This is a genomic window from Euryarchaeota archaeon (assembly GCA_016207515.1).
GTDB lineage: Archaea > Thermoplasmatota > SW-10-69-26 > JACQPN01 > JACQPN01 > JACQPN01.
Window position 1 is genome coordinate 17903 of the sequence record JACQPN010000009.1, and the last position, 22963, is coordinate 40865.

General features: G+C 64.1%; 21 protein-coding genes. 5 read left to right on the forward strand and 16 right to left on the reverse strand.

The window, feature by feature from the left end; translation table 11 throughout:
- Positions 1 to 3: 3 nt before the first annotated feature.
- The 3 genes from HY556_03900 to HY556_03910 are packed head-to-tail and all read right to left on the reverse strand — an operon-like array spanning position 4 to position 4294.
- Positions 4 to 666, reverse strand: a complete 663-nt coding sequence (locus HY556_03900; GenBank protein MBI4392930.1) for a hypothetical protein — start codon at positions 664 to 666, stop codon at positions 4 to 6.
- Positions 663 to 3278: a cytochrome c biogenesis protein CcsA gene (gene ccsA, locus HY556_03905; protein ID MBI4392931.1), complete on the reverse strand. Its 2616-nt coding sequence runs from the start codon at positions 3276 to 3278 to the stop codon at positions 663 to 665. The genes HY556_03900 and ccsA overlap by 4 nt, the downstream gene beginning before the upstream one ends.
- Positions 3275 to 4294, reverse strand: coding sequence for a hypothetical protein (locus tag HY556_03910; GenBank protein ID MBI4392932.1), 1020 nt, complete (start codon positions 4292 to 4294; stop codon positions 3275 to 3277). Before HY556_03910 ends, ccsA begins: the two co-directional genes overlap by 4 nt.
- 180 nt (positions 4295 to 4474) lie before the next feature.
- Between HY556_03910 and HY556_03915 the strand changes: the two genes are divergently transcribed.
- The 5 genes from HY556_03915 to HY556_03935 all read left to right on the forward strand — a co-directional run bounded on the left by HY556_03915 (position 4475) and on the right by HY556_03935 (position 10314).
- The gene (locus HY556_03915; protein ID MBI4392933.1) at positions 4475 to 6430 is read left to right on the forward strand and encodes a hypothetical protein; all 1956 of its coding nucleotides are present in this window, start codon (positions 4475 to 4477) and stop codon (positions 6428 to 6430) included.
- Positions 6427 to 7071 (forward strand): hypothetical protein, encoded by a 645-nt coding sequence (locus HY556_03920; protein MBI4392934.1) that lies wholly within the window; start codon positions 6427 to 6429, stop codon positions 7069 to 7071. The genes HY556_03915 and HY556_03920 overlap by 4 nt, the downstream gene beginning before the upstream one ends.
- Positions 7068 to 7685 carry a hypothetical protein gene (locus HY556_03925; GenBank protein MBI4392935.1) on the forward strand — a complete coding sequence of 206 codons (618 nt, stop codon included), beginning with the start codon at positions 7068 to 7070 and terminating at the stop codon, positions 7683 to 7685. The genes HY556_03920 and HY556_03925 overlap by 4 nt, the downstream gene beginning before the upstream one ends.
- Positions 7686 to 7869: 184 nt before the next feature.
- Positions 7870 to 9048 (forward strand): hypothetical protein, encoded by a 1179-nt coding sequence (locus HY556_03930; GenBank protein ID MBI4392936.1) that lies wholly within the window; start codon positions 7870 to 7872, stop codon positions 9046 to 9048.
- A gap of 144 nt (positions 9049 to 9192) precedes the next feature.
- Complete coding sequence (locus tag HY556_03935; protein MBI4392937.1) at positions 9193 to 10314, forward strand: hypothetical protein; 1122 nt, start codon at positions 9193 to 9195, stop codon at positions 10312 to 10314.
- A gap of 163 nt (positions 10315 to 10477) precedes the next feature.
- On the opposite strand, the gene HY556_03940 is transcribed toward HY556_03935, so the two are convergent.
- The 13 genes from HY556_03940 to HY556_04000 form a co-directional block, all read right to left on the reverse strand.
- Positions 10478 to 11053 (reverse strand): hemerythrin domain-containing protein, encoded by a 576-nt coding sequence (locus HY556_03940; protein ID MBI4392938.1) that lies wholly within the window; start codon positions 11051 to 11053, stop codon positions 10478 to 10480.
- Positions 11050 to 12075 carry a zinc-binding dehydrogenase gene (locus HY556_03945; protein MBI4392939.1) on the reverse strand — a complete coding sequence of 342 codons (1026 nt, stop codon included), beginning with the start codon at positions 12073 to 12075 and terminating at the stop codon, positions 11050 to 11052. Before HY556_03945 ends, HY556_03940 begins: the two co-directional genes overlap by 4 nt.
- Positions 12076 to 12078: 3 nt before the next feature.
- On the reverse strand, positions 12079 to 12846 hold the full coding sequence (locus HY556_03950) for an enoyl-CoA hydratase/isomerase family protein (GenBank protein MBI4392940.1): 768 nt from the start codon (positions 12844 to 12846) through the stop codon (positions 12079 to 12081).
- Positions 12847 to 12858: 12 nt separating this feature from the next.
- Positions 12859 to 14178, reverse strand: a complete 1320-nt coding sequence (locus HY556_03955) for a 2-hydroxyacyl-CoA dehydratase (GenBank protein MBI4392941.1) — start codon at positions 14176 to 14178, stop codon at positions 12859 to 12861.
- On the reverse strand, positions 14175 to 15035 hold the full coding sequence (locus HY556_03960; GenBank protein ID MBI4392942.1) for a hypothetical protein: 861 nt from the start codon (positions 15033 to 15035) through the stop codon (positions 14175 to 14177). The genes HY556_03955 and HY556_03960 overlap by 4 nt, the downstream gene beginning before the upstream one ends.
- Positions 15032 to 15766, reverse strand: coding sequence for a 2-hydroxyglutaryl-CoA dehydratase (locus tag HY556_03965; GenBank protein MBI4392943.1), 735 nt, complete (start codon positions 15764 to 15766; stop codon positions 15032 to 15034). The genes HY556_03960 and HY556_03965 overlap by 4 nt, the downstream gene beginning before the upstream one ends.
- Before the next feature lie 55 nt (positions 15767 to 15821).
- Positions 15822 to 17093: a 2-hydroxyacyl-CoA dehydratase gene (locus HY556_03970; protein ID MBI4392944.1), complete on the reverse strand. Its 1272-nt coding sequence runs from the start codon at positions 17091 to 17093 to the stop codon at positions 15822 to 15824.
- The gene (locus HY556_03975) at positions 17090 to 18181 is read right to left on the reverse strand and encodes an enoyl-CoA hydratase/isomerase family protein (protein ID MBI4392945.1); all 1092 of its coding nucleotides are present in this window, start codon (positions 18179 to 18181) and stop codon (positions 17090 to 17092) included. Before HY556_03975 ends, HY556_03970 begins: the two co-directional genes overlap by 4 nt.
- Before the next feature lie 45 nt (positions 18182 to 18226).
- Positions 18227 to 19294 carry an FTR1 family protein gene (locus HY556_03980; protein MBI4392946.1) on the reverse strand — a complete coding sequence of 356 codons (1068 nt, stop codon included), beginning with the start codon at positions 19292 to 19294 and terminating at the stop codon, positions 18227 to 18229.
- Positions 19295 to 19833: 539 nt separating this feature from the next.
- On the reverse strand, positions 19834 to 20748 hold the full coding sequence (locus HY556_03985) for a pyruvate synthase subunit beta (GenBank protein MBI4392947.1): 915 nt from the start codon (positions 20746 to 20748) through the stop codon (positions 19834 to 19836).
- An 8-nt stretch (positions 20749 to 20756) separates the two neighbouring features.
- Positions 20757 to 21926: a pyruvate ferredoxin oxidoreductase gene (gene porA, locus HY556_03990; GenBank protein MBI4392948.1), complete on the reverse strand. Its 1170-nt coding sequence runs from the start codon at positions 21924 to 21926 to the stop codon at positions 20757 to 20759.
- Complete coding sequence (locus HY556_03995) at positions 21926 to 22204, reverse strand: 4Fe-4S binding protein (GenBank protein MBI4392949.1); 279 nt, start codon at positions 22202 to 22204, stop codon at positions 21926 to 21928. The genes porA and HY556_03995 overlap by 1 nt, the downstream gene beginning before the upstream one ends.
- Complete coding sequence (locus tag HY556_04000) at positions 22201 to 22803, reverse strand: 2-oxoacid:acceptor oxidoreductase family protein (GenBank protein MBI4392950.1); 603 nt, start codon at positions 22801 to 22803, stop codon at positions 22201 to 22203. The genes HY556_03995 and HY556_04000 overlap by 4 nt, the downstream gene beginning before the upstream one ends.
- Positions 22804 to 22963 lie beyond the last annotated feature (160 nt).

Here is a 22963-nt window from a genome sequence, read left to right on the forward strand (position 1 = left end):
GTTTCAAACGCCTCCTTGTGTTTCTTCGGAGGGGACGAACCTGCTGCTGCAACCGGCCGTGTACTGTTCGACAAGGTAGACCAGAGCGCCCTCTGGGATCGGCGTCCCGTCGGGCGCCACGGATAGGAGGTGGCCTTTGAACTGGCCGGGCTTCGGCTGCATGGGTTCCGGGAGGTTCCCCATGTAAAGGCCCCAGATTGTGGCAGGTTCTGACTCCCCGGTCCTGAAGGCACGGATAAGGAAGTACGAGTGCGTACCACTCACGGTCCAAGAAGACCTCGATGGCGGTTGCGACCAGGACGTGTTCCCCGGCGCGGACGTGGCGTTCTCGAAAGTCCAGCGGGTCGAGCCGTCCGGCATCTCTTCGGCCCACGTCGTGAGCGTGGATTGGCGCGGTTTGCCTTGGTCGTACCAAACCCGCGTGAGGTTTACCGCGTTCCGGAAAGCTGGATTCGTGGAGAGGCCGGAGGCGCTCGCGTCCGGGATGCGCGGTGGTTCGCCAGTGCCAAGTAAGGTGTACGTACCCCGATAGTGCGAATCCGGGGATTGCACGATATCCGCGACGTACCTTACGGTCGCCTCCTCGTTTGCGAGACCGAGGACCACCGCGCCGACCCCCGCTACGACGACGGAGAGTCCTACGAGCAGTTGGGTCGAGCCTCTCACTGACCTCTCACCTCGTCGTCTGGACTTCTTGCACGAGTACTTGCGGGGTCCTCCCACGGGTGTGACCTTGCGATGAGAGCCTCCTCCAACCGTCTCTCCCGCGCCTCAGCCCTCGCCCGCACCGCGACGCCGGGCAAGGCCGCCCGTGCACCGACGCTCCCGCCGCCCCCCGCGAGGACCAGCAGTGCCATGGAGAGGAGGCCGAGACCGAATCCGGCCCAGACGAACCCCATGAACGGAATCACCTTCGGAGTGAACGCCATGGCGGTGATGGACTCGTTCGCGGCAAGCGGCGTGATGCCGCTTTCGTGCGCACCGATCCATGCGTCGTTGTCGATGCATCGGGCCGTCGGATCCCGGCACATGGCGAGACTCGCAATGTACAGGTCGTCGATCCCAAGCCGCGACACCCTCGTGGCGGGATCGTAGTGGGTCACTTGATCGATCCAGAACATGTGGACTTCTGCACGACCGATGCGGGCCCCCTCTTTCGCCACGATCAGTTTCGCCGTCACGCTGGTCTGGAATCCATGCGCGGGATCGTATTCGCCAGATGTGCTATCGTACGTGAGCACGTAGGGCCCCAGTTCGACCGATTCCCCTCGTGCGAGGGTGACCGGCGAGCGGGTCTCACTTGCGGCGTAGACGCTCCACGCGTATCCGATGAGGACGAGCACGACGGCTATGTGCGCAAGCTGCAGGCTCGCAGGGCGAAGCGTCCTGGCCACGCGCCCGGCGAGGGGAAGGCGAGACGTCTCGGTTGGCTTCGCCAGGACGTGCGGCATGACGATAAGAAGCCCGACGGCGAGAGCAAGGCCCAAGGTCTGAAGGAGCGCATCGCTTTCCAGGGCCCATCCTGCCACGAGCACGGTGTCGGGTGGATTCGCAAAGAAGACGAATAAGCCAAGCCCGAGAACGATCGAGACAAGTGCCCCGGCCCTGCGGCCCGAGCCATCAGACCGCGGCCCCGTCGTTCCTAAGAGCCCATGGACGCCCACAACCAGGCCCACTAGGAGGGCGGGCATGGTGAGACCAAGCGGCCAGTGTTGGGGAAAGAGCACGGCCGCGGCCATTCCAAGCGCCCCACTTATGATGACGAGCGACGCGAGCGGCCTGTCAGCAAGAGTTCGATGGCCTAGGAACGCTACGATGGCGAGGATGCTCGGGAGCACGACCACCGGTGCCCACGCGTCGAAGACCTCCCTGTTCATGCCGTTGGCGCCCGACAGATCCATGGTCAGCGTGATGAGAAGCGACGCGCCGATGAGGAGGATCGCGGTGTATGCGAGAGCTGACATCGAGAACAACCTGCCGCGCCTCTTCGATCCATCGTCCGACGCGCTTGCCATGATCGAAGGCGCGAAGGCAAGGGCCACAAGGAGTGCCAGCGCGACCGAGACCGCAGGACCCACACCCCCTGGCGAAACCGGGCTCAAGAGCTCGAAGATTGCGCCGAGTGCCGTGGCGGGGGCTACTGCGAACGCTCCCGCCGCCGCGAAGCACACCGCAGAGAGGGCACGTCCGAGAAGTGGTGCAGCGGCCGAGAACCTGGACGCGGATAGGCCGAGGAAGCCGAAGAAGAGTGTTCCCATTATCCCCATGATCGCCGCCGTCTGGGGGTCTGCGGATACTATGTTCACGAGCCGCAACGCCGGATCCTTCGCGAACGTGCCCGTGGGGTCGGTGAAGGCATGGACCGACACCCACAGTCCACTTCTCGTCGCGAAGGTGGCGAAGAGCGAAAACCACAGCGTCCCGAAGGCGAGTAACGGAGCTAGGGCGCCGTACTTGCCGGTGCGCTCGTTCTCGACGCGCGCATGCAGGAAAGCGGTCAACACGAGCCAGGGGATGAGGTTAGCCACCTCGACCGGATCCCACGCCCAGAAGCCGCCGAAACTCAACGTATAGTACGCCCAGATGGCGCCCATGCCCAAGGCAAGCGTGTATGCGCCCCACGCGACACGTGTCCAACCCCGGACAAGGCGCGACCAGCCAGGCTTCCCGCTCGCAAGATGCGCGAGCGCTGCCGCCGCGGGGATGGTCGTCAGGGCGTAACCTATGAACTCCGCGGGCGGGTGTACGAGGCTGTACGGCGATTGAAGGACCGGATTGAGGCCGTTCCCGATCGGTCGGGACGCCAGGAAGAAATCCGCCGTGGGGCTGAAAGTGTCCTGCCGCACGACCAGCGTGAGAAACGCCACATAGATCGCCAGCGCGAAGAGCATGGTCCAGTCCCGAAGACGCGAATCCGCGCGATGGAATCCGCCTCGTAGCAGAGGCGAGAATTCGAACCATGCGATGCAAAGGCCCATGAGGGCCGTCCAAAGGAGGATCGTGCCTTTTTGGGCGCCCCAGACGCCGACGATCTTGAGATAGATCGGATAGTCCGTGCGCGTGTAGAGAAAGACGTATTCGACGTCGAGCCGACCGACGAGAAAGTAGTAGGCGAGAAGGCCTATCGCCGCAAGCGTGAGGGCAACCGAGAGGGCAAGCGCATGTGCACGCAACCGAGCGAATGGCGGCGCTACGTTCCCGACCTTCGCCATGGCCGCGGCCAATGCGATGAGGGCAAGAAGCAACGCGCTCCATTCGAGCCACCCCCCATCGCTCATCGGAGTCGGCCCCTCCAAAACCTCGAGAGCGCGGCTTTCAACGGGAGCGTGGGGGCGGCAACCAGAAACACGAAGAGCCCCAGCGAAGCCCCAAGCGCCGCTCCTGGCACGTCTGGGTCACGCAAGTACTTGAAGGGCGATTCCTTGTACGCGGTCGACGCAAGACCCTCGTCGGCCGCGAGTTTGTTCATCGCGCTGTCGCCGAAGAGGCACGCCGCGCACCATGTGGCGGTGAACATCACCATGAGCACTCCGCGGCGCTCCTGCACAGTTGCTTCCGTAGAATCGAGCTTGTGCAAGGTCGCCTGAACGACCTCCTGGAAGGCGAAACGGGATCCGACGTCGGCCTCGTTCTGGACCCAGACGGCCGCATACGACCGCGAAGCCGCCCATTCCTCGGCGAGTAGAACATCGAACGTGGCGTCCGCGCTCGTGGAGTTCGAGAAGTCAAGATATGCCGGTGGCCGTGGCGCGACTTCGCGCGCGGTGAACCGATGGACAAAGACGCCGTTCGACAACGCGGGCGGTGGGCGGTAATAGACGTCGTCTTCGATGATGGCCCAGGCCAGGGCGAGCCTTCGTTCCGACAGACGCTCCGCGCTCTGCGCGACGACATGCACGCGCACACCGTTTTCGATTGTCTCCGATTCGACGGTCAGCGTGATGGGCGAGTCCACCTCCGCCCTTGCATGGAATGCGTCCCGGTAGGCGGCGAGTGTCGGCTCATAGTCGCCTCCCGGCGCACCCTCGATGAACTTCACTCCGTCAAAGATGGTCGATGGGAAATCGAACCCGTTCCGATCCTCATCGTAACGCCCGTAGTAATACTCGAAATAGTCGATTCCGCGGCCGTCGGCCTCGAAATAGGGAAACCCGAGGGGGTCGGCGGCATCCGGATAGGGGTGGATGGCGATCGGGACGAGGACGACCCCGTCCGAGGCAAGGGCGGACGCCGGAGGCTGGAGAAGGAGAACAACGACTGGGACGAGCGCCATCCAGCCGTCGCTAGTTCTCATGTTTGTACGACTTGCCTGCCCCCCTATGAAGACCGCGCGCCATTTTCAATCGTGAGAGCGTGGAACCTTCCGGCCGGACGCCCGCACGACCGAACCTGTCAGGAGAAAAAATCAGGCTATGTTATCGTGCATGTGCAATCGTACGACCTGTTTAAGATGTGCTTCCGCCCATCTTGGGGCGTGCTGGATTTGGGCTCGAGCACGACCAGGCGTTTCCTCGTCGCGGCGATAGTGTCACTCGTGTCCGCATCGGCATTCACTGCGTTCGTGGTGGCTGTATCGCCTGAGACGTTTTTCGAGACCAACACCCCCGAAGGTCAACCGGTCCGCGAAATCAGGATCGCGGGCGCCGTCTCGTACATCATCGGCGCCGCCGTCCTCTCGACGGGATTCGCCGTCTCCTTCATGTTCCTCAGGAAGGCACCGCGTCTTCCACTCGCGGCGTCGATACTGCTCGTGTTCTCCACCCAGGCGGTCGCGTATGTCGGCTACGCCGGCTGGGAGTATCACGAGACGCCGGAATTCTGCGTACGCACGTGCCACGTCATGGAACCCACGTACCTCTCCTATGCGGATCCCGGCCAGAATAAGGTCATGGCCGGCCATCTCAAGAACGGGACGGCTGAATGCCTCGATTGCCACACCGGTCCCGGATTAGAAGGCCAAGTCGACCTCATGCTCACTTCGGCCCGTCACGTATGGAAATACGCGGTCGCCGGCGGCTACGACCCCGGCAATCTCGGCGGGGCCGACGCGGTCAAGAAAGTCCCCGACGCGAACTGCCTGAAATGCCACGCGGAAGCATCGACGGCGAAGCTACCTGAGAAGCACGACAACTTCGAGACGAAGTGCGCGCTCTGCCACGATCCGCACAAGACGAATTCGAGCGGCTACTTCTATCCGGACATCATCCTCGAGAAGGACGATTGCTCGCTCTGCCACAGGAGCGAGCCCGTGGACTTCGTGAAATTCCCGTCGAAGCATTCGGACCTGGCCGCGGACGATTGCCGCAATTGCCACAAGACACACGGCAACGCGACCAGGGACCCAGGGGCCACGCTCTCCTGCACCGATTCGGGCTGTCACGACCAAAACGCGTCGAACAAGGCTTCGCTCGTGAGCCTGAAGCATGCGAACTTCGCGGACGAAGCGCAATGCGCGAGCTGCCACGGCACCGCGCACAACCTCACGAAGGTCGCCTTCGCGGAACTTGCCAAGGACTGTACCGTCTGTCACGCCGGAAAAAAGGTGGCGGCCGGCAACGCACATCTTGAGAAGAAAGTCCTCAACGCCACTGATTGCACAGGATGCCATGGCGAAGGGGCGCCCGATGCGAAGGCCGAGAGAACGCTCGGCGCCCACGGCGAACTCAAGTGCCAATCCTGCCACAAGGCTGGAAACGACAAGGGCGCGCCCGTGATGGCGTTCGCTCCCACCAGCCAGAGCGAGATCTCGTGGCAACGCCAGAATGACAAGAACTTCGCCAACTGGACCCAGTCAGGTCGCGGGAGCCACGATGGCAACCTCAAGTGCAGCGATTGTCACCGGCTCCACAAGGAGCCATATCCTCTGTTCCCGGAGAACAAGACATGCGACTCGGGTTGCCACAAGTGGCTCGGCAACATCACGCAGGCGGGCTTTCCCAACGCGAACCCCACGATCCAGGGAAGCACCACTTACCGCGGCTCGATCGACCCGGCTCTACTCCTCAACTACTCGAAGGACATGAACGGGAACGGACGCGACCACAAGGCGATATTCGAGAAGTTCGGGTGCACAAGTTTCTGCCACAATCCGGCCGTGACCCTCGAGATCGCGGAGTCATGGGCGGCAAGCGGCGCCGACCTACCGAAGAATGTCACGCCGTCAGAGACCCATGGCAACATCACGCAATGCACCAACTGCCACCGCTTCAAGTCCCCGGGCGGTGGCGCAAGCGATCTGCACTCGACCCACATACCATTCATACAGGCAGAACAGAAGGCCGCGGACACGCGCGGAGTCGTGAAGGAGGCGTGCGATTACTGTCACAGCGCCGGACCATACCCTGATGCGGAAGCAGGCGGATGTTACAACTGCCACTTGAGTGGCCACAGACCTGAGACTTACTACTGGGGCGCGGCGCCGGAGGGATGAATACGTCGGCGAAGAACGGTTCATGGCCCCCACCGTGGTTGACCACCATCGTGATCGTGGCGCTCACGATCTCCGTGCTAACGGGCGCTTTATCACTTTTGGGATGGCTTCTCCCGCACCTGGCCGAGGGGCTTCTCCCGAACGAGCTGGTCCGTTTCTTTTCGGACACGAAGACGACCTCAGGGGCGACACTGCAATTGGCCCATTGGGGGGCCGGTATCGTTCTCTTTGTCTTCCTGGCGGTGACGTTATGGAGGGCAAGAGATGGCGGGCCCCTCGGACCTCCGCCTGACGGTGAGACCGCCACGACCGCCTTCTGGCGCTGGTTCTTCGAGCACTTCACGGAGAAACGGCTCTACCGACTCCACTTCCGCGACGCGCTCATGTACCCGACGCACGAGATAGGCCTCGCCATTGCCGTCGCCGTCGTGACACTGATCCTCACCTACGTTCCGGTGGATATCGTGTCCAAGGCAGGACTATCCCTACACCGCGTCAATGGTCTCTACATGTTCTTCTTGGCGTTCTACTCGCTGATGGTGCTAGTGCTGCGGCGCCACGGCCCGTCGCCCTACCCGACCATCTTGCAACGTGGTCGTATCGTCCGCAGGAGCCCACGCTACTTTCAGGAGGAGCAATGAATGTCGGCGCCGCATTGACTTCATTGCTTCTCATGACGATCTTGATCCCGGCCGATGCGACCGTGGAGCCCGCCTCGGAGTATCCTTCGCGAACAGTAACTTCCCAGGGGGCCTCCACCGGAGAGGCAGGCGTCGACATCGGCGGCACCGTCGCACCCCACTCTCCAAACGTCGTCTCCGTCATCCACGCGCCTGCTCTTCCATCGAGGGGAGCGGAAATCCTGGTACGAGTCGTGTTTCGCGAGGGTGCCAACGAGTCCTCCGCCATCCTCGCATACTGCAGAGTGGAGAACTACGCGTGCGCTAGACCGTCGATCATGGAAAGGACTTCAGATGGTGCCTACCAAGGCGCCATCTCGTGGAGCGAAGAGTTCTTTGCCGGCGTCACACATGTGGGCTACAGGATAATCGTAGGATTCGCGAACGGCTCATACGAGAACTCGCCCCTCGCGAACTGGCCGTACACGCCACAACCACTCAATGGCACCGAGGCCCGCTACTACATCTACGATCTTCCGCCTGAGGTAAGAAACGCGTCTAGCGCGCCGATCGGCCTCGGCTTGCTCGCCGTCCTCGTTTTGGTCAAGACCACGCTGCCCCATCGGCGCTCCTAGCGCGGGCTGAAGCGCCACTGCGAACGGCAAGAGGCGAGGCGAAGCATGGCTGGCCCTCGTCGCAAGAGCCGGTGATGACAAGGTGAAGAGGCATGTGATTTGGACCGACGCTCTGGGGCACTGCGGACCCTCACCTGTCAGGTGGAAAGGTTATGTGGGTCTCTCGCCACTCCAGTGAGTGTCATTGCAGCCGCGACGATGCCTCAGGCTCTCCTCGCTCTCTTTAGGCGCGGCGCTCTTAATCGTGGCGCTCGGGGGCTGCCTCGACGGATCGGCCCCGGCGCCGGACTCGTCAACGCCATTGACCCGGGCCTTGGAGGACGCGGCCCTCGTCGCCAACAGCTCCGCCCCCCGGAAAGCCGACCTTCCCCACGTCCACGATTATTGGGAGGGTGCCTTCCACGCGACGCTACTCGACGAGAAGGTCCCCCTCCTCGTCGCCCACAACCACGAGTTCGACGAACCGCCTCGCGACCAGCACACGCACGGGTGCGACGAGCGCCTCGACTCCACCTCCCAAGGCGGAAGCAGGAAGTTCTCGCTTCCGACAGGACAGATCGTGCTACCTGGAACGGCCTCCCTCGACTTCACGTTCGCCTGGGAGACGCCGACCATCACTGGAGTCTGGTTCAAGTTCAGGAGCGCCGACAGCCACGAATTCGTGGACGCGGGCCCGATGAGAAACGGGGCGACCTTCACGCTGCCGGTTTCGATCGAGATGGCGGACGCCGGCCACACGACCCAGACCAAGTGGGGGTTCTTCCTATGTGCCACCTCCAATGTCGCCTCCGTGGCGCTTGCCGAGGGGGACGTGGCGACCAAGATCGTCGCTCACCGCGCTCCGAAGCTGCCGGTAGAACCTGCTCACGCCGACCTCTGGCTGGGCAAGACGACGTTGACGCTTTCGCATGTGCAGTGGTCGGGGACCGCGATCTCCTTGCTCAACAAGGGTCAGGACTCGTGGCGACAGATGGTCCTCCACCCCGGTGCGACCGTGCCGCCCTACACGTCGCGACTCACGGCGACGGTCCACTACAACACGACGAGCCCCGAGGCCCTTCTCGATCCTGGCGCCATCATGTTCTATTACAGGGACTCGACGGTCCCAGAATGGGTCTACAAGACCGCCAACTCGACGCGGAGCGTGCCGGGCATGATCGTCTACGACATCCCCGTGACGCACGACATGGTGGACGGGGTCTACGCGAAGGTGTCGAATTGGGACTTCTGGACCAGGGTCGTGTCCAATACGCACGCGACGACGCCGGGCGGCACTGGAACCCACGGCGCCCCCCACGTCTTCCAAGGTGATATCCACGCGTCGCTCGAAGCGATACGGGGCCCCGGCGGCGACTACCAGTAGCGGAAACGGGGCCACCAACGACCAAGTGTCGCGTCCCTTGAATGGAGACGACGGAGACTAGCATGCGATGTCAAGGCTGCGTACCATTGGACGGGCGGTCGTTCACCAGCACCCTTAAGTCGTGTCCCTTCCGTCGCGCCGCGCATGAAGTTCCTCATCGTCGGCGGCGGTGCTCAGGGCCAGTATATTGCGCGAAACCTCGCCGCACGCCCCCAAGTGTCAGAAGTCGTGATCGGCGACATCCGCGCTCCCGCTCCGCCAGTGCCTTTCCCGCCGAATTGCCGGACGACACGACTCGACGCGCTTGACGCAAGCGATGTAGCGCGCGCAAGTAGAGGCGTTTCGGCGGCGGTTGCCGCGCTTCCTGGCGAGTTGGGTCGGAGAGCGCTCGTCAACCTCGTCGCTGCGGGCGTCCCCACGGTGGACATAGCGTTCATGCGCGAACTGCCGTTCGACCTGGACGAGGCGGCGAGGCAGGCGGGTGTACCAGTGGTCGTGGACTGCGGCGTGGCGCCCGGCCTCTCGCACATACTCGCGGCACACGTCGATCGGGAGCTCGGCGGTCTCGACGATCTCCGCATCTTCGTCGGCGGGATCCCGCTCACGCCGCCCCCGGTCTTCCATCACGCCGTCTACTTCCACGTACGCGATCTCCTGGAGGAGTACGTGCGGCCCGCACGCATCCGGAAAAACGGCGTCACCGATGCGGTCGATCCGCTCGCCGCGCCCGCGATTTCCCTCGAGGACGAAGAGACGGGGCCGCTCGAAGCATTCCCGAGCGACGGACTCCGCACACTCCTCGGGTCTTTCGCGGACGCGCGGGAGATGACGGAGTACACGCTTCGCGTCCCGGGACACCTAGAGACGATGCGCCAGCTAAAGTCGCTAGGCCTACTCGCCCAGGGGCCCTCCGTGGAGGGCCTCGCTATGGCGCTGGAGACGACCTACCCGGGATACATGCACCCCGACCGGCTGGTCATGGAGGTGTGGGGGACGCGGGGCGCTCGCCAGTCGCGTTACCGGCTCCACGCATTGTCCGAGAACGGCGTGTCCGCGATGGCACGCACCACGGGGGCCACTGCCGCCGCGGCAAGCTGGCTCATCGCCACGCGCCGCTTCACTGAATCAGGCGTGCACCCGCCCGAGCGCCTTGGACGCCGCGAATCGGATGCCCGCGAGATACTAGACGACCTCCGCGCGCACGGCCACGAGATCCTCCCCTCCGGACGCTTGCGCGTGATCGGCGGCGCTTCACCGCGGGCGTGACGACTGAGTGCGGCGTACTTATGTCGGGAGCCAAGGCGCCTTGTCACCTTACTTTCGTCCGCGAGCCATCGACGTCGCATCTCTGCTTGGCGGCGGGATCGGGACGGCGCAGGCCGGCGGATGCTACCACTCGCGGGACGCGGCTCTTGCCGCTTTCCGAGGGCTACACCGCCATTGAATGGCGCGGCATTCCGTCCTTGTCCCCACTGGAGCCCGGAAGATACACGCCCCTTCTTTGCGCCCACTCTCCAGCAAGACGCGACGACTCCTCTTTCTCCACGGTCTCATCGGCCGAAGGAAAGAGCATGCGTTCTTCCCGCTCGAAGTGGTCCCTGGCGAGTCCCAAAACCGAGTTGAGCGAGGCTTTTGCGGCTATGAGATCCGCCCCGGTCGCGGCCTTGGCGATCCCGCTCTGTATCTCACGGTGATCCTGCATGAAGACCCCGATCGACCGGTCACCGCCGATCTTGCTTCGCATCGGGATGAGGAGGAGCGCGTCCTCGAGGTCGGCGTGGCTCACAAGCAGTGCGTCGAGCACGTTCGCGATCACCCTTATCTGCTCCATGTCATCTGCGACCGGGATCGCGCGCTCGGCGTAATCGAGCAGGGCGCGGAGCACGCCGTGTTCGCCGCGCAGCGCATCCGTGACCACGAGGCCGGATCGGGCTTCGCCCCTGTCCCGCCCGCCTTTTTTCTTTCGCTGGCCTCCCGCCGTCGTCGAGTCGATCTTCGGATTCATGGTACCACCACCGATCGCATCGTGTCTCCTTTGCGGAGGTCGTCCGCGGCGCGGTTTACCTCCTCTAGGGGAATTCGCGAGTCGATGACAGGCTTAAGACGGATCCGGTTTCGGCGGACCATCTCCACGATGCGCGGGTAGTCCGACGGAGGGCACCCAAGGGAACCGAGCACCGTGTACTCGAAGAACATCATCCTCGCCGCAGGCAACTCCGCCGGCTTGTCGCTGTAGCCGACGAGCACAAGTCGCCCGCCGCGCCGCAGCGTCGAGAACGCGCTGTCTATCGTCATTGGGCTCCCGACCGCCTCCACCGCCGCGTCGGCCCCGCCACCCGTGAGTCTCTTCACCTCTTTGCCGACGTCCTTCACCTCGACGGGGTTCACCGTCTCCGCGGCACCGAGCTCGCGGGCGAGTTCGAGCTTATGCGGCTTGACGTCGATCGCCACCACATGTGCTCCAGCGGCGGCCGCGAATTGCACGGCGTTCATCCCGACGCCCCCGCATCCGACGATCGCGACCCATTCGCCCGGCGCCACCTTCGCGCGCGAGACCACCGCGTGGAAGGGCGTCGAGAGAGCATCGGCGATGATGCACGAATCCACGAGATCGAGCTCGACCGGCAGTCGGACGAGGTCCTTGGCAGGGACAACGATGAACTCGGCGAAGCCCCCGTCAATGTGGTTTCCCGGCATGCGCATCTCCGGGCAGATGTTCTCCCTCCCGCTCCTGCACAGGCCGCAACGACCGCAGGGCAGGACGGCAGGGACGAGGACGCGGTCACCCCGTTTCCATGCCCCCGCGCCCGATTCCGCGACTTCGCCGGATATCTCGTGTCCGAGCACCATCGGCGGTTTCTTGACCGTCGGCACTCCGTGGTCCATGTAGTGTAGATCCGTGTGGCAGAACCCGCATCCGGCGACGCGGACCAACACGTCGCCCGGCCCGGGCACCGGAACCGGGATCTCGGTCACTTCCAGGGGTTTTCCCGGCCCGAGAAAGAGTGCCGCGCGCATGTCGGCCACGCTTCAGATCTCCTTCCAGACCGGCCGGCGTTTCTCAAGGAATGCTTTGAGACCCTCCTCGGCGTCCTCACCGGACATGAGGTCTTCCAGATAGATCCTCTCGGCCCGCTTGAGCCGGGTCCATGGGGCTGAAAGAGAGCGCCTCAGCGCTTTCTTGAGATAGACTAGTGCCTGACGGCGGCGGCCGGCAAGCGTCGCCGCCAGCCCCTCCACTTCCTTGTCGAGCGCATCGTCCGGTACGACACGGTTGACAAGCCCCACTTGTTGCGCATGTTCCGCTCCGATCGTTTCGCCGAGATAAAGGAGTTCCGCGGTCTGCCGATCGCCTATCCAGCACGGAAAGTGGGCCGCAGCGAGCGGAGGGAAGACGCCTAACTTGATCTCTGGTTGCCCGAAACTGGCGGACTGCGAGGCGAGTGCGAGGTCGCAGAGGGAAAGCAGTTCCAATCCGCCACCGAGGCAGGCCCCGTGCACCCGCCCAATAGTCGGGACGGGGACGCTCCAGAGCGCTTCCAGTGTCTCCCTGAAAGCCTTGAGCATGGATTCGGCCGCGGGCTTCAAGTGTTCTCCAACATCCAATCCGGCGCTCCAACATGTACCCGTGCCACCAAGGACCACGACGTTCGCCCGCGTGACCTCGTCTGATCGGAGGGTGTTCGCAAGCTCCCTCAACATGTCGCTCGTGAAGACGTTCAACGGTGGCCGCCCCCAGCTCACGACCGTCGCCTTGCCGTTCGCCTCCGCCCACACACGCCATTTTGGATGCGTCATATGTCTTCGCCTTCAGTCGAACATTATGGATTCCGTGAAAGTCTCGAGCGCAAGCCGCGACTGCTCATAACCCGAGGAACGCTCCTCGAATTCTAGTTGCAACGACGGTATTCCTTTCCTGTCGAGCCCCCGTCTGTATAGCACGACGTCCTCCAACGCGGGCTCGCAGAACTTCGCTGACAGGAAAATGACCGACTCCGCTCCCGTTGCCTCGAGGCGTGACAGGATCGCTTGTTCCTTCGTTGTGGGCGTCCTGCGGACGCTGATGTCGAGCGGCGTGTCGACGTAGGCGGCCGCGAGGTTGCGGAGCGGGTCGCCCTTCGGCTCGACGCGCGCATGCCAACGGGGCTGCATGTGGAACTCGTCCCCGACGACGTAGAAGCCCACCTCCTCGACGAGTTCCAGGAGGTCGAGCGGGGGTTGCTCGCAAAATGGCCCGACTACAAGGGTCGGTACCGCGTCTCGCCTGCGACACTCCCTCGACCTGATCCAACCCAACGCATTCTTCAGGATCTGGATGTGGACCTCGCGAGGCAGCACGTCGCCGAGCCTCTGGATGAGGTAGTGCTCTGCAAGGGTGAGCCTCCAAGGCTCCTTTCGTTTGAGAAGGGCGAGTTCGGTGACGAGTTCGCGATGCTCGTTGAAGACCTCTATGGATTGTGAAAGCCTCGTCTCATCGAAGGGCCGTCCTCCCGCCGCGGCGAGTCTTTGGATGAGGCGACGGTACTCTGCGACGAGGAAGTCCGTCGTCGCCGGCGACTCGAAGTTCTGCGGTAGATGCAGCATGTGGGTCTGTGTGTCTGGCAGCTGCCTCGAAAAGATCCCCTCAAGATTGCGGCTCACGTCGCAAATGTACGGGAAGACGAAAGCCGAGAAATCGCGCATCCTTCCCGTCTGTGCGAGCTCCAAGGTCGACTTGCTTATCGAGCATAGGAAGGAACCTAGCGCCGCGTCCGCGTGTGATATCTCGAGGGCTTCGCCACCTCCACGGATGGAAACGGGAAGCATCCCCATCGAATGGATGATCTCCTGCGGGGTGTACACGGGGAAACAGCCGACGGCCTTGCCGTTGGAACGGGTCCACGCCTCCACCGTCGGAAAGTTGGTATCGGCTAGAGCCTCGCGCGAAATCGCGACGAGCCCTTCGATCGACCTCGCCCCGGTGAATTCATGGAAGTCGCTCGAATAACGTAGTGCGCGCTCCTCGGCGTCGGGGATCTGGGGACGGGCGGCCTCCCCGCTCTTGGCGACACTTTGCGTCGCGTCGGTCGGATCGCCCCTCGATCCGGTCACCCCCTTCGGCCTCTTCTTGCCCGATTTCGCGCGCGTCACGACGTCACCCCAGTAGTGGATGCAGGCACGGAACCGGGAAGCGGGGCACGAGAGCCACGGATCTTGCGTGGCCCTCCGGTCTTGAGAAGCCGGGCGTGACCGAGCACCGCGCAGCCGATGGCGGCCGCGTGGTGGCCCGACGCGGTCGACCTGACGTCGAGCGAAGTGACTTTTCTGAGCGCCGAAACGAGTCCTGGATTGTGCACCATGCCGCCGACGAGCACGACCTCAGGCTCTATCCCGACATTACGCATGAGCGCGTGCGCACGCTGGCTCAATGACAGGAACACGCCCATGAGGATGTCTGCGAGTGGAGCCTCCTCGGCCACGTAGTTTATTATCTCCGTCTCTGCGAGGACGGCGCACACGCTCGATATCGTGCGGGGGTTCTCGGACACGAGAGCCTTCGGTCCCATTTCGGCAAGGGGGATCTGGAGGTACTTGGAGCATCGGTCCACGAAGCGACCGGCACCCGCCGCGCACTTCTCGTTCATCTTGAACCGGACGACGCGGCCCCTGTCGTTCACGGCTATTGCGCGCGACGATTGCGTCCCTATGTCAACGACGTGTCGCGTCCCCGCTGCGAGGAAGAAGGCTCCCCGCGCCGATGAGGTGATGTCGCTCACTTGGAGGTCCCGCTCCTGGAAGGCGTAACGGCCGAAGCCCGTCGTGCATACGTAGTCCAACTCGCCCGGCAACACGTTCGCATCCTGCATCACCAGGTCGCGGGCCGAGCGTCCTGCAAGCCCCAAGTCCCCCTTTGTCGGGACGATGCTCGTGGCCAAGACCTTGCGACCCTCCTCCACCAGGGCGGCCTTGGTGGTCCCTGCCCCGATATCAAGGCCGAGAGTTATCAACGGGGTCCCGCCTCCACTCTTTCGGTCGCGAAAAGCGCGGCGCCGACGGCCCCGACGTACTGCGACGTGGGGCTCACGTTTATGGGCAACTTCAAACGGTTCCCAAGCTCCCGCACCATCCCCTCGTTCCTCGAAACGCCACCCGTGAAAGTGACCTCAGGCTCGATGCCGGCACGCTGGAGCAGCGAGATGCTGCGGTTCGCTATTGAAGCGTGGACGCCCGCGATGATGTCCTCGGGCCTCTTGCCGCGGGAAAGGTACGACGTGACCTCCGATTCGGCGAAGACGGTGCACGTGCTCGTTATCCTCATCGGCGCCTTGGCGGTGAGCGAGAGAGCGCCTATGTCCGCCACGTCATAACCGAGTGCGTTTGCGCAGACGTCGAGGAAACGACCGGTTCCCGCGGCGCACTTGTCGTTCATGGAGAAGTCGACCACCTCTCCCCGTTCGTTGATCCGGATCGCCTTCGTGTCCTGGCCGCCGATGTCCAAGACGAGCCGCGTCTTGGGGAAGAGATGGTGCGCCCCCTTCGCATGACACGATATCTCCGTGACGACGAACTGGCCGAAGTGGACCTTGAAGCGCCCGTACCCCGTGCCCGCGACGATCTCCACGCGCTCGCGAGGTATGCCGGCATCCTGGAGCGCGAGTTCCAGGGATCGCTCAGCATCCTGCACTATGTTGACCCCGACCGGAGCGAGCGACTTCCCACGCACCTTCCCTCCCACCATCACTACGCTCTTCGCGGTGGTGGACCCGAGGTCCACGCCTGCCACCGTCGCCAAGTCAGACCACCCCCGCCGCGTGGGAAACGGCGCGTCGATGCTCGAGCGATTCGAAGAAGGCGTCCATCCTGTTCTTCACTTGGGCCGGCGCGAAGTACCGTGGATCCTGATGGTCCGACTCTATGTAGAGGGTCGGGACGCCAAGCTCGCGCGAGACGTAATCCCTGAGGTCCCCCTGCCCCGCCGTGAACGAGCGGCACGACTTTATCCCGTGGATGAGGACGGCGTCCGCCTCGTACTCCTTCACGTAGTCCGCGATTATCGCCCGTCTCAACGGCCACGACTGGTTGACATAGGCACCGAGGCTGTATTCGGCGATGGATTCGAGGGGTCGGGCGGGATCGTGCAGGAACCCCCGATCGAAAAGCCCCCCGACCTTCGGGTAAGTAGCGGCGACGCTGACGGCCCCCCACGACTTGAAGAAGTCCCAGAACGTCCGGTAGTGGGGATAGGGCGGGACGCCTTCGACCACGAGACGCACTTTCTCCGTCGGGACCGGATACTGCCGTTCCGCGATGCGCCGGTCGACGTCGCGGTTGACCGCCTCGTAGAAGTCGACCGCCTCCTGCGTCCCGCGGAGCACGTTGATCGGGAACATGTAGAAGACCGCCTCGAAGTATGCCTCGATCGGCGATGGGCGCTCGCGGCCGCGCTGCAGGAACCGGACCCAGCCCTCCTCGGCGGCGCGCGAGCGCGCGAGTATCCGGCGGAGTTCCTGCCGGTCCAAAGAGCGTCCGGTGATCTTCTCTAGTTTCGAGATGAACTCCTCCAGCTGTGCGACCATGTACGCCATGTCTTCCTTGAGCGGCGTCGGGCCACGCATGTATGGGACATCGAAGGTGACGAGCGGGACCCCGTATTTCTCGGCGAGTGCCTCCCACCACTTCACGTAGACGTAGCAACCCGAGAAACTGCAAACGAGGAGGTCGGGTGGGGGGATCTTCCCGAATACCGTCTCTCCCCCTGATTCCTGGAGGCCGAGATCGTTCTTCACGTATCCGCAGACGTCGAGACCATAGCCCATCGCCTCCGCTTTGAGGATATAGTCGAGCGACGTGTGCTTTATGGCACAGGTAAGCGCCACTATCTCCGGGAAAACGACCTCGTAACCAAAGGCGCGGACGATCTCCGCGAGGTTCCCCCCGACGAGCATGTAGGCGACGGGCTTCCTCTCGTTGCCCGGCTGGAGGCTCGAGTAGTAGCGGTCGACCATCTGCTTCTGAAGCTCGCGCGCGGAGCCGAGAAAGGCGCCGGAATCTGCGCCCCTTGTCATACTTGTTCTCCGCAGTTTCCGCAGAAGGTGAAATCCTCGGGAAGACCCGAGGCGCCACAGGAACCGCACTTCTTGACCGGTGGACCATGGGTGAATTCGGTGGAGTCGCCGGCCGCCATCCTCCGCCTGATCTCTGCGACGCCCGGCGGCCGCTTGTCCGAGAAAGCCGTCATGCCTTCGTACGGCTCATGGGTCGCAAAGTGCAGGGTCAGCCATTCACGGCCGTGGCCGACCGTGGAACTCCAGGCGAGCTCCTTCCAGAAATTGGTCTGCTCCTTGGTGTACCGAAGGCATTCGGGAAACATCTGGAGCAACCGGTCCGACATCTCGGCGACGGCGGCGTCGAGCGGCGCAAGATCCATCGAATAGCCATCCTCTCCGCGTTGCGCCTTGGCGACCGCTTCTGGCGCGGGGTCCTCGACGAGCGCGCCTGCGAACCGGACTGAGGGAACGACACGGGAGACCAGACCCCATTGCTCGGCCCTTCGGGCGGGGACCTTCTCGTTCAAGAGGAGCATCGAGCGGGCGCGACGGTCGCCGACCGCCAGGGGGAGCCACTGCGTGGCACCGCCGCAGGCGACGGAGCCGACACCGACGCCCACCTGGCCGAGGTAGGCGTGTTCGGCGGCTACGGAAAGGTCGCAGGCGAGATGGAGTTCGTTTCCCCCGCCGACGGCCATCCCGTTCAGTCGCGCGATCGTCGGTTTACCGCAGCGTAACAGCGATTCGACGGCTCGCCTGAAGAGCGCCATGTACTTCCAGTAGTCGCGCGGCCGGCGGACGTAGCGGTCGGCGTATTCCTTCACGTCGCCCCCTGTGCAGAACGCGCGCGTGCCTTGCCCCGTGAGCACGATGACCCCGACGGAATCATCGATCGAGGCCGCCTCGACGGCACGGGCGAGATCGTGGAGCGTGGAGGTCGTGTAGGAATTGTAGGCGGAGGGCCTGTTGAGGGTCACGCGGGCGACTCCCGCGTTCGTTTCATAAAGGACGGATTCCGATTCCAGTTCCTTCGAGATGGGCGGGGTCAGAGGATCGGGGTGGTCGTCCCGGAGACGGATCCTGTGAGATGTTTTCGAATCGTTCACAAGGGCGTACGGGGCGCGCTGACAATCGATGTTTCACCTGACCCGTCAGGGATGCATACCCGGCGAAGGCGGCATGGGGGCCGCGGCCAACGCCGAGAGGGCGTGGGATTGGTCCACGGCCGGGGCGTGGGAATGGTTCCCGATCGCCCCTTCCTTTTCCTCCTCAGAGGGCGAGTGTTCGGCCAGCCGATCCGTAGGATTCGCCGCCCCCGCGCTCACGGCCGCGACCACGACCGATACCGCGACGAGGAATGCGGCGATGCGCGGCTTCGATACGACGCGCCCTGAGGTCGATGGTGTGTGGAAGAGCCCGAGACCCCAGAGGTATGCGCCGCCGAAACCGAGGACATAACCGGAGTAGACGACCATTTGTAGTAGGGTCGGCGCCTCCGTGTATCCGGTGAGCGCGTGGAGGACGTGACCTATGGCGCTCTCGTCGGCCACGAGACCCGAAGTGTCCCAGATCGCCGGCGCGGCTGGAATGACGCCGAGGACCGTGAGCGCGGCGAGGGAATGCACGAGTAGCCCTCCGGCAACGAGTACGAGGAGTCCACCCGTGATGCCGAAGAACGCCCGGAGATTGACCTTCCGCGTTCTGGATAGGATGGAGGCGACGATGGCCGCGCTTGCGAGAAAGCCGACGGCGCCCGAGAGCAACAGGTCGGACGCTGGGTAGCGCGACCACAACACGGAGTAGAAGAGCACGACCTCTACGCCCTCGCGAAGGACCGACCAGAAGGCGAGCATCGCGATCGTCGCGAGGGCGCCGGCCGTGAGGGCCGCTTCGACCTTGGCGCGCATCGTGGACATGAGCTCCCGCGTATGGTCCCACATCCAGAACACCATGTAGGTCAGTATCACCACGGCGACGAAGGCCGCCAGCAGCTCGAAGATCTCGGCTCCTCCGGTTGCGTAGAAGCCTAGAAGCGCCGTCTGCGCGAGAACGCCGAGGACCAGAGCCGCGGCACACCCCGCCACGAAGCCCGTCCACACGTGTCTCGTCGCGTCGGATCTTCCCATCTTACGAACAAGGCCCAACAATATTCCTATGATGAGCAGCGCCTCGAGTCCTTCCCTCAACGCGATGAGAGCCGCTTCAGCCACGAATTCCATCGGATTTCACCCGGGATCGTCCGCACGCCCTTACGCCACATCTAATTTAGGCGAGCCGAAATTTCCCGATAGCGAAAACAGACGCCACGGGGATGAAGATTTCGGTGCACCTAAATCTGGTATTTGTCGCTTTCGCCGGACGTGTAGGGTCCACCGCTTTTAGGATCGCCGCCGCACCGGGAAGTCGAGATTCGCCCGACAATCCGACCGGCAGGGCCGCTGCATCGAGGTCTTGCGTGCCCCCGGAGCTACCGCGAGAGCGCACGAACCCGTCAGCGCGCGCGGGGCCAGGATGCCCGGAGTGGTGGTTCATGATGCAAAGGTCCTACTCGGGTGGCACCCGGGTGGCAGCCGCCGGTTCTCGTCTTCCTCCGGTGCCACTGTCGACCAAGGAAAACAGGTCCACGGCCGCGTCTATGGCCTGGGGCCGTCGTCCCGTCGTGAGAGTAGTTCTGCGCAGATAACTCCCCCGACGAGCAGTCCGCACGAGCCGTCGCATACCCTGTCGCCCTTGTAGCACATGATCGGATTCCAAGTTGTCATCTTCGGACCTCCGCGATCGCATCGGACCGGGGAACCTCCCGAACGGCCGCCGCGCGGCGCTTCAATTCCTCCCACTTCATGTCGACCGCCGCCTGGATGCTCGCGACCGCCTCGGGCGAAAGGTCCGAGAACCGGCCCTGTTCCCTAAGGTATTCGGGCACAGGGACCGGCTTTTGCGGTACCCTGGTGAGGCGCCACCTACCGTCCTCCACTTCGTAGAGGGGCCAGACGTTCGACTGCGTCGCGAGCCGGCCGACCTTCACCATGAGCGACGGGTCGTGCTTCCAGCCCGTGGGACAATCAGCAAGGATGTGGAGGTAACGCATGCCCCTGATGCGGGCCGCCTTCTGGGCCTTGGCGACGAAGTCCTCTGGGAAACTCGGGTTGAGCGTCGCCACGTACGGTATCCCGTGCGCGGCCATGATCGCCGGCATGTCTTTTTTCATCGTGGTCTTCTGGAGCTGCCCGACCGTCGTGTTCGTCCACGCACCCGGCGGCGTGGCGCCCGACCGTTGGATGCCGGTGTTCATGTACGCCTCGTTGTCGTAGCAGACGTATATGATGTCCTCGCCCCGTTCGGCGGCGCCAGAGAGCGCCTGGATACCGATGTCCGCAGTCCCTCCGTCGCCCGCGAAACCGACAACGTGCACGTCCTCACGCCCGCGCCTCCTGAGTGCTGCCTTCACCCCCGAAGCCATGGCGGCGGTCGCCTCGAAGGGCGAGAACACCGTGGGGACTCCGAGGCACGTCCCCGGCATGGACCCCGGTATCACGGCCCAGCAGCACGCGGGCACGACGAGCATCGCGTTCGGACCCAGGCCTTTCAAAAGCAGTCTCATCGACAGCGCTGCACCGCAACCCTGGCAGGCGACGTGCCCGGGCTCGACGAGTTCTGTCGGGGGCAGCGTCATCTTGTCCGTCAAGTCACCCCCTTCAATCCGACCCACTGCTCGTGATCGCCGCCTCCCTTCACCATACGGCGCACGATCGCCACGAGATCCTCGGGGCGTACGTCGCGCCCTCCAAGCCCGGCGATGAAGGATTCGACGCGGGGCGGGTCTCGCATGCCCATGATGGCCGCTTTGGACTCGGTGGCCAAGGGTCCGCCCGAGCCTGACGAGTAGGCGCGGTCCACGACCCCGATCAATGGGAAGCGCTCTGCGATCCGGCGTATCTCGTCGGTGGGGAACGGCCGGAACACGAACAGCCTGACAAGCCCCGCCTTGAGGCCAGACCGCCTCAACTCGTCCACCGCATCTCGGGCGGTGGCGGCGATCGACCCAGATGCGATGAGGACGACGTCGGCGCCGTCTGTCCTGTATTCCTCAAGGGGGCCGGGGAACCTGCGCCCGAACACGCGCTCGAACCGCTTTGCCGCCTCCGCCATCTTCGCGTGCGCGTCCTCCATCGCCCTCGCGATGTCGCGGCGGAACTCCATGTACGCGAGATCCGGTGGCGAAAACGACCCGAACAGTTGCATCTCTCCGGGTTCGAGTCGGCGCGGCGGATCGTACGCGGGCAAGTACGCATCCACGTCCGAGGCTTCCGGGACCTCCACGGGCATGTAGGTGTGCGACAGGAGGAACGCGTCTTCCATGACCATCGCGGGAAGCATGACCGACCGGTCCTCGGCCACTCGGTAGGCGAAGAGGGTCGCGTCGAGCGCCTCCTGGTTGGTCTCGGCGTACATCTGTATCCATCCCGTGTCTCTCTGGGCCATGGAATCGCTGTGGTCCGCCCAGATGTTCCACGGCGGGGCGACCGCGCGATTGACGTTGGCCATGACGACGGGCGTGCGTTGACCCGATGTCCAATGGAGGAGTTCGTGCATGAGGAGAAGCCCCTGGCTTGAAGTCGCCGTGAAAGTCCTAGCGCCCGCAAGGGATGCGGCCACACAGGCCGCCATGGCCGAATGCTCGCTCTCCACGGTGATGTAGTCGGCCTCGAGCTCCCCGGATCCGACGAGTTCCGCGAGCCGTTCTATGATGGTCGTCTGGGGGGTGATGGGGTAGGCGGCGATGACTTGGGCCCTTGCGAGCCTGACAGCCTCGGCGACCGCCTGGTTTCCCGAGAGTAGCTCCCGCACCATCAGGGGCCCTCCTCGTCGACCATCGCGATCGCATGCACGGGACATTCGACTGCGCAGACGCCGCAACCCTTGCACGAGGCAAGATCGATCGCGACCTTCTCACCGGACCGCAGGATCGCCGGCTCGGGGCAGAACTTCCAACAAATCAAGCAGCCTGTGCATTTCGCGAGGTCGAGTGCCGGACGGCGTGCCCGCCAGGATCTCGCGCCGGGGCCCGCACGGGTGGAGACCCATGCCTCTGGTCCCCATAACCGGCGTCCTGCGAGCTCCGTGGTCAAGCGACCACCAACGATTCGTAGGCTTCGTGGGCCGCGGCCACGTTCTCCTCGATCCTCGCAGGGGCCTTGTACCTGATCGAACGTTCGAGGGATTCGATGCTTACGATCCCGGTCGCCTTGGCGAGCGCCCCGAGGATGGCCGTGTTCACTATCGGGTTGGACGGGGAGCCCAAGCCATGACCGACGGCGATCGACGACGCGTCGACGGCGTGGACGCGCAGGGCGTCAGAAGAGATCATGGCGGCCGGGGGCGGCCGGCGGGAGTTCAAGAGGATGACTCCGCCGTCCCGGACCCCGTCGAGGAGCCTGCGACCGAGGCCGCCGACAAGCGATGGGTCCATGACCACAACAGCGTCGGGCCGGTCCACCGCGCACGCGAGCCTGACGGCGCCCTCGCCGATACGCGTGTGCGCCAGGACGGGAGCGCCGCGACGTTCGACGCCGAAGAACGGGAAGGCCTGCACACCGCGGCCCTCAAGGAAGGCTGCTTGTGCGAGAAGGATGGAGGCGACGACGGTGCCTTGCCCGCCGCGGCCGTGGAACCTGACCTCGAAAAGCCCGCGACCGCCGGGAAGCGCGGCGACCGTGGATGCCGCCATCTCATTGCACCCGGCCGGATCCCTGGAACGGTCCGTAGCGTGGAAGGGGGGCGCGTAACGATCTGTGGGCGACGGGCTGCGTGACCCGCCCCCACTCGCGGGGCGATCCCCTCGCGTCTCCATCGCGCTCCGATGGGCAGGCACATGGTGTGGTTCGGCG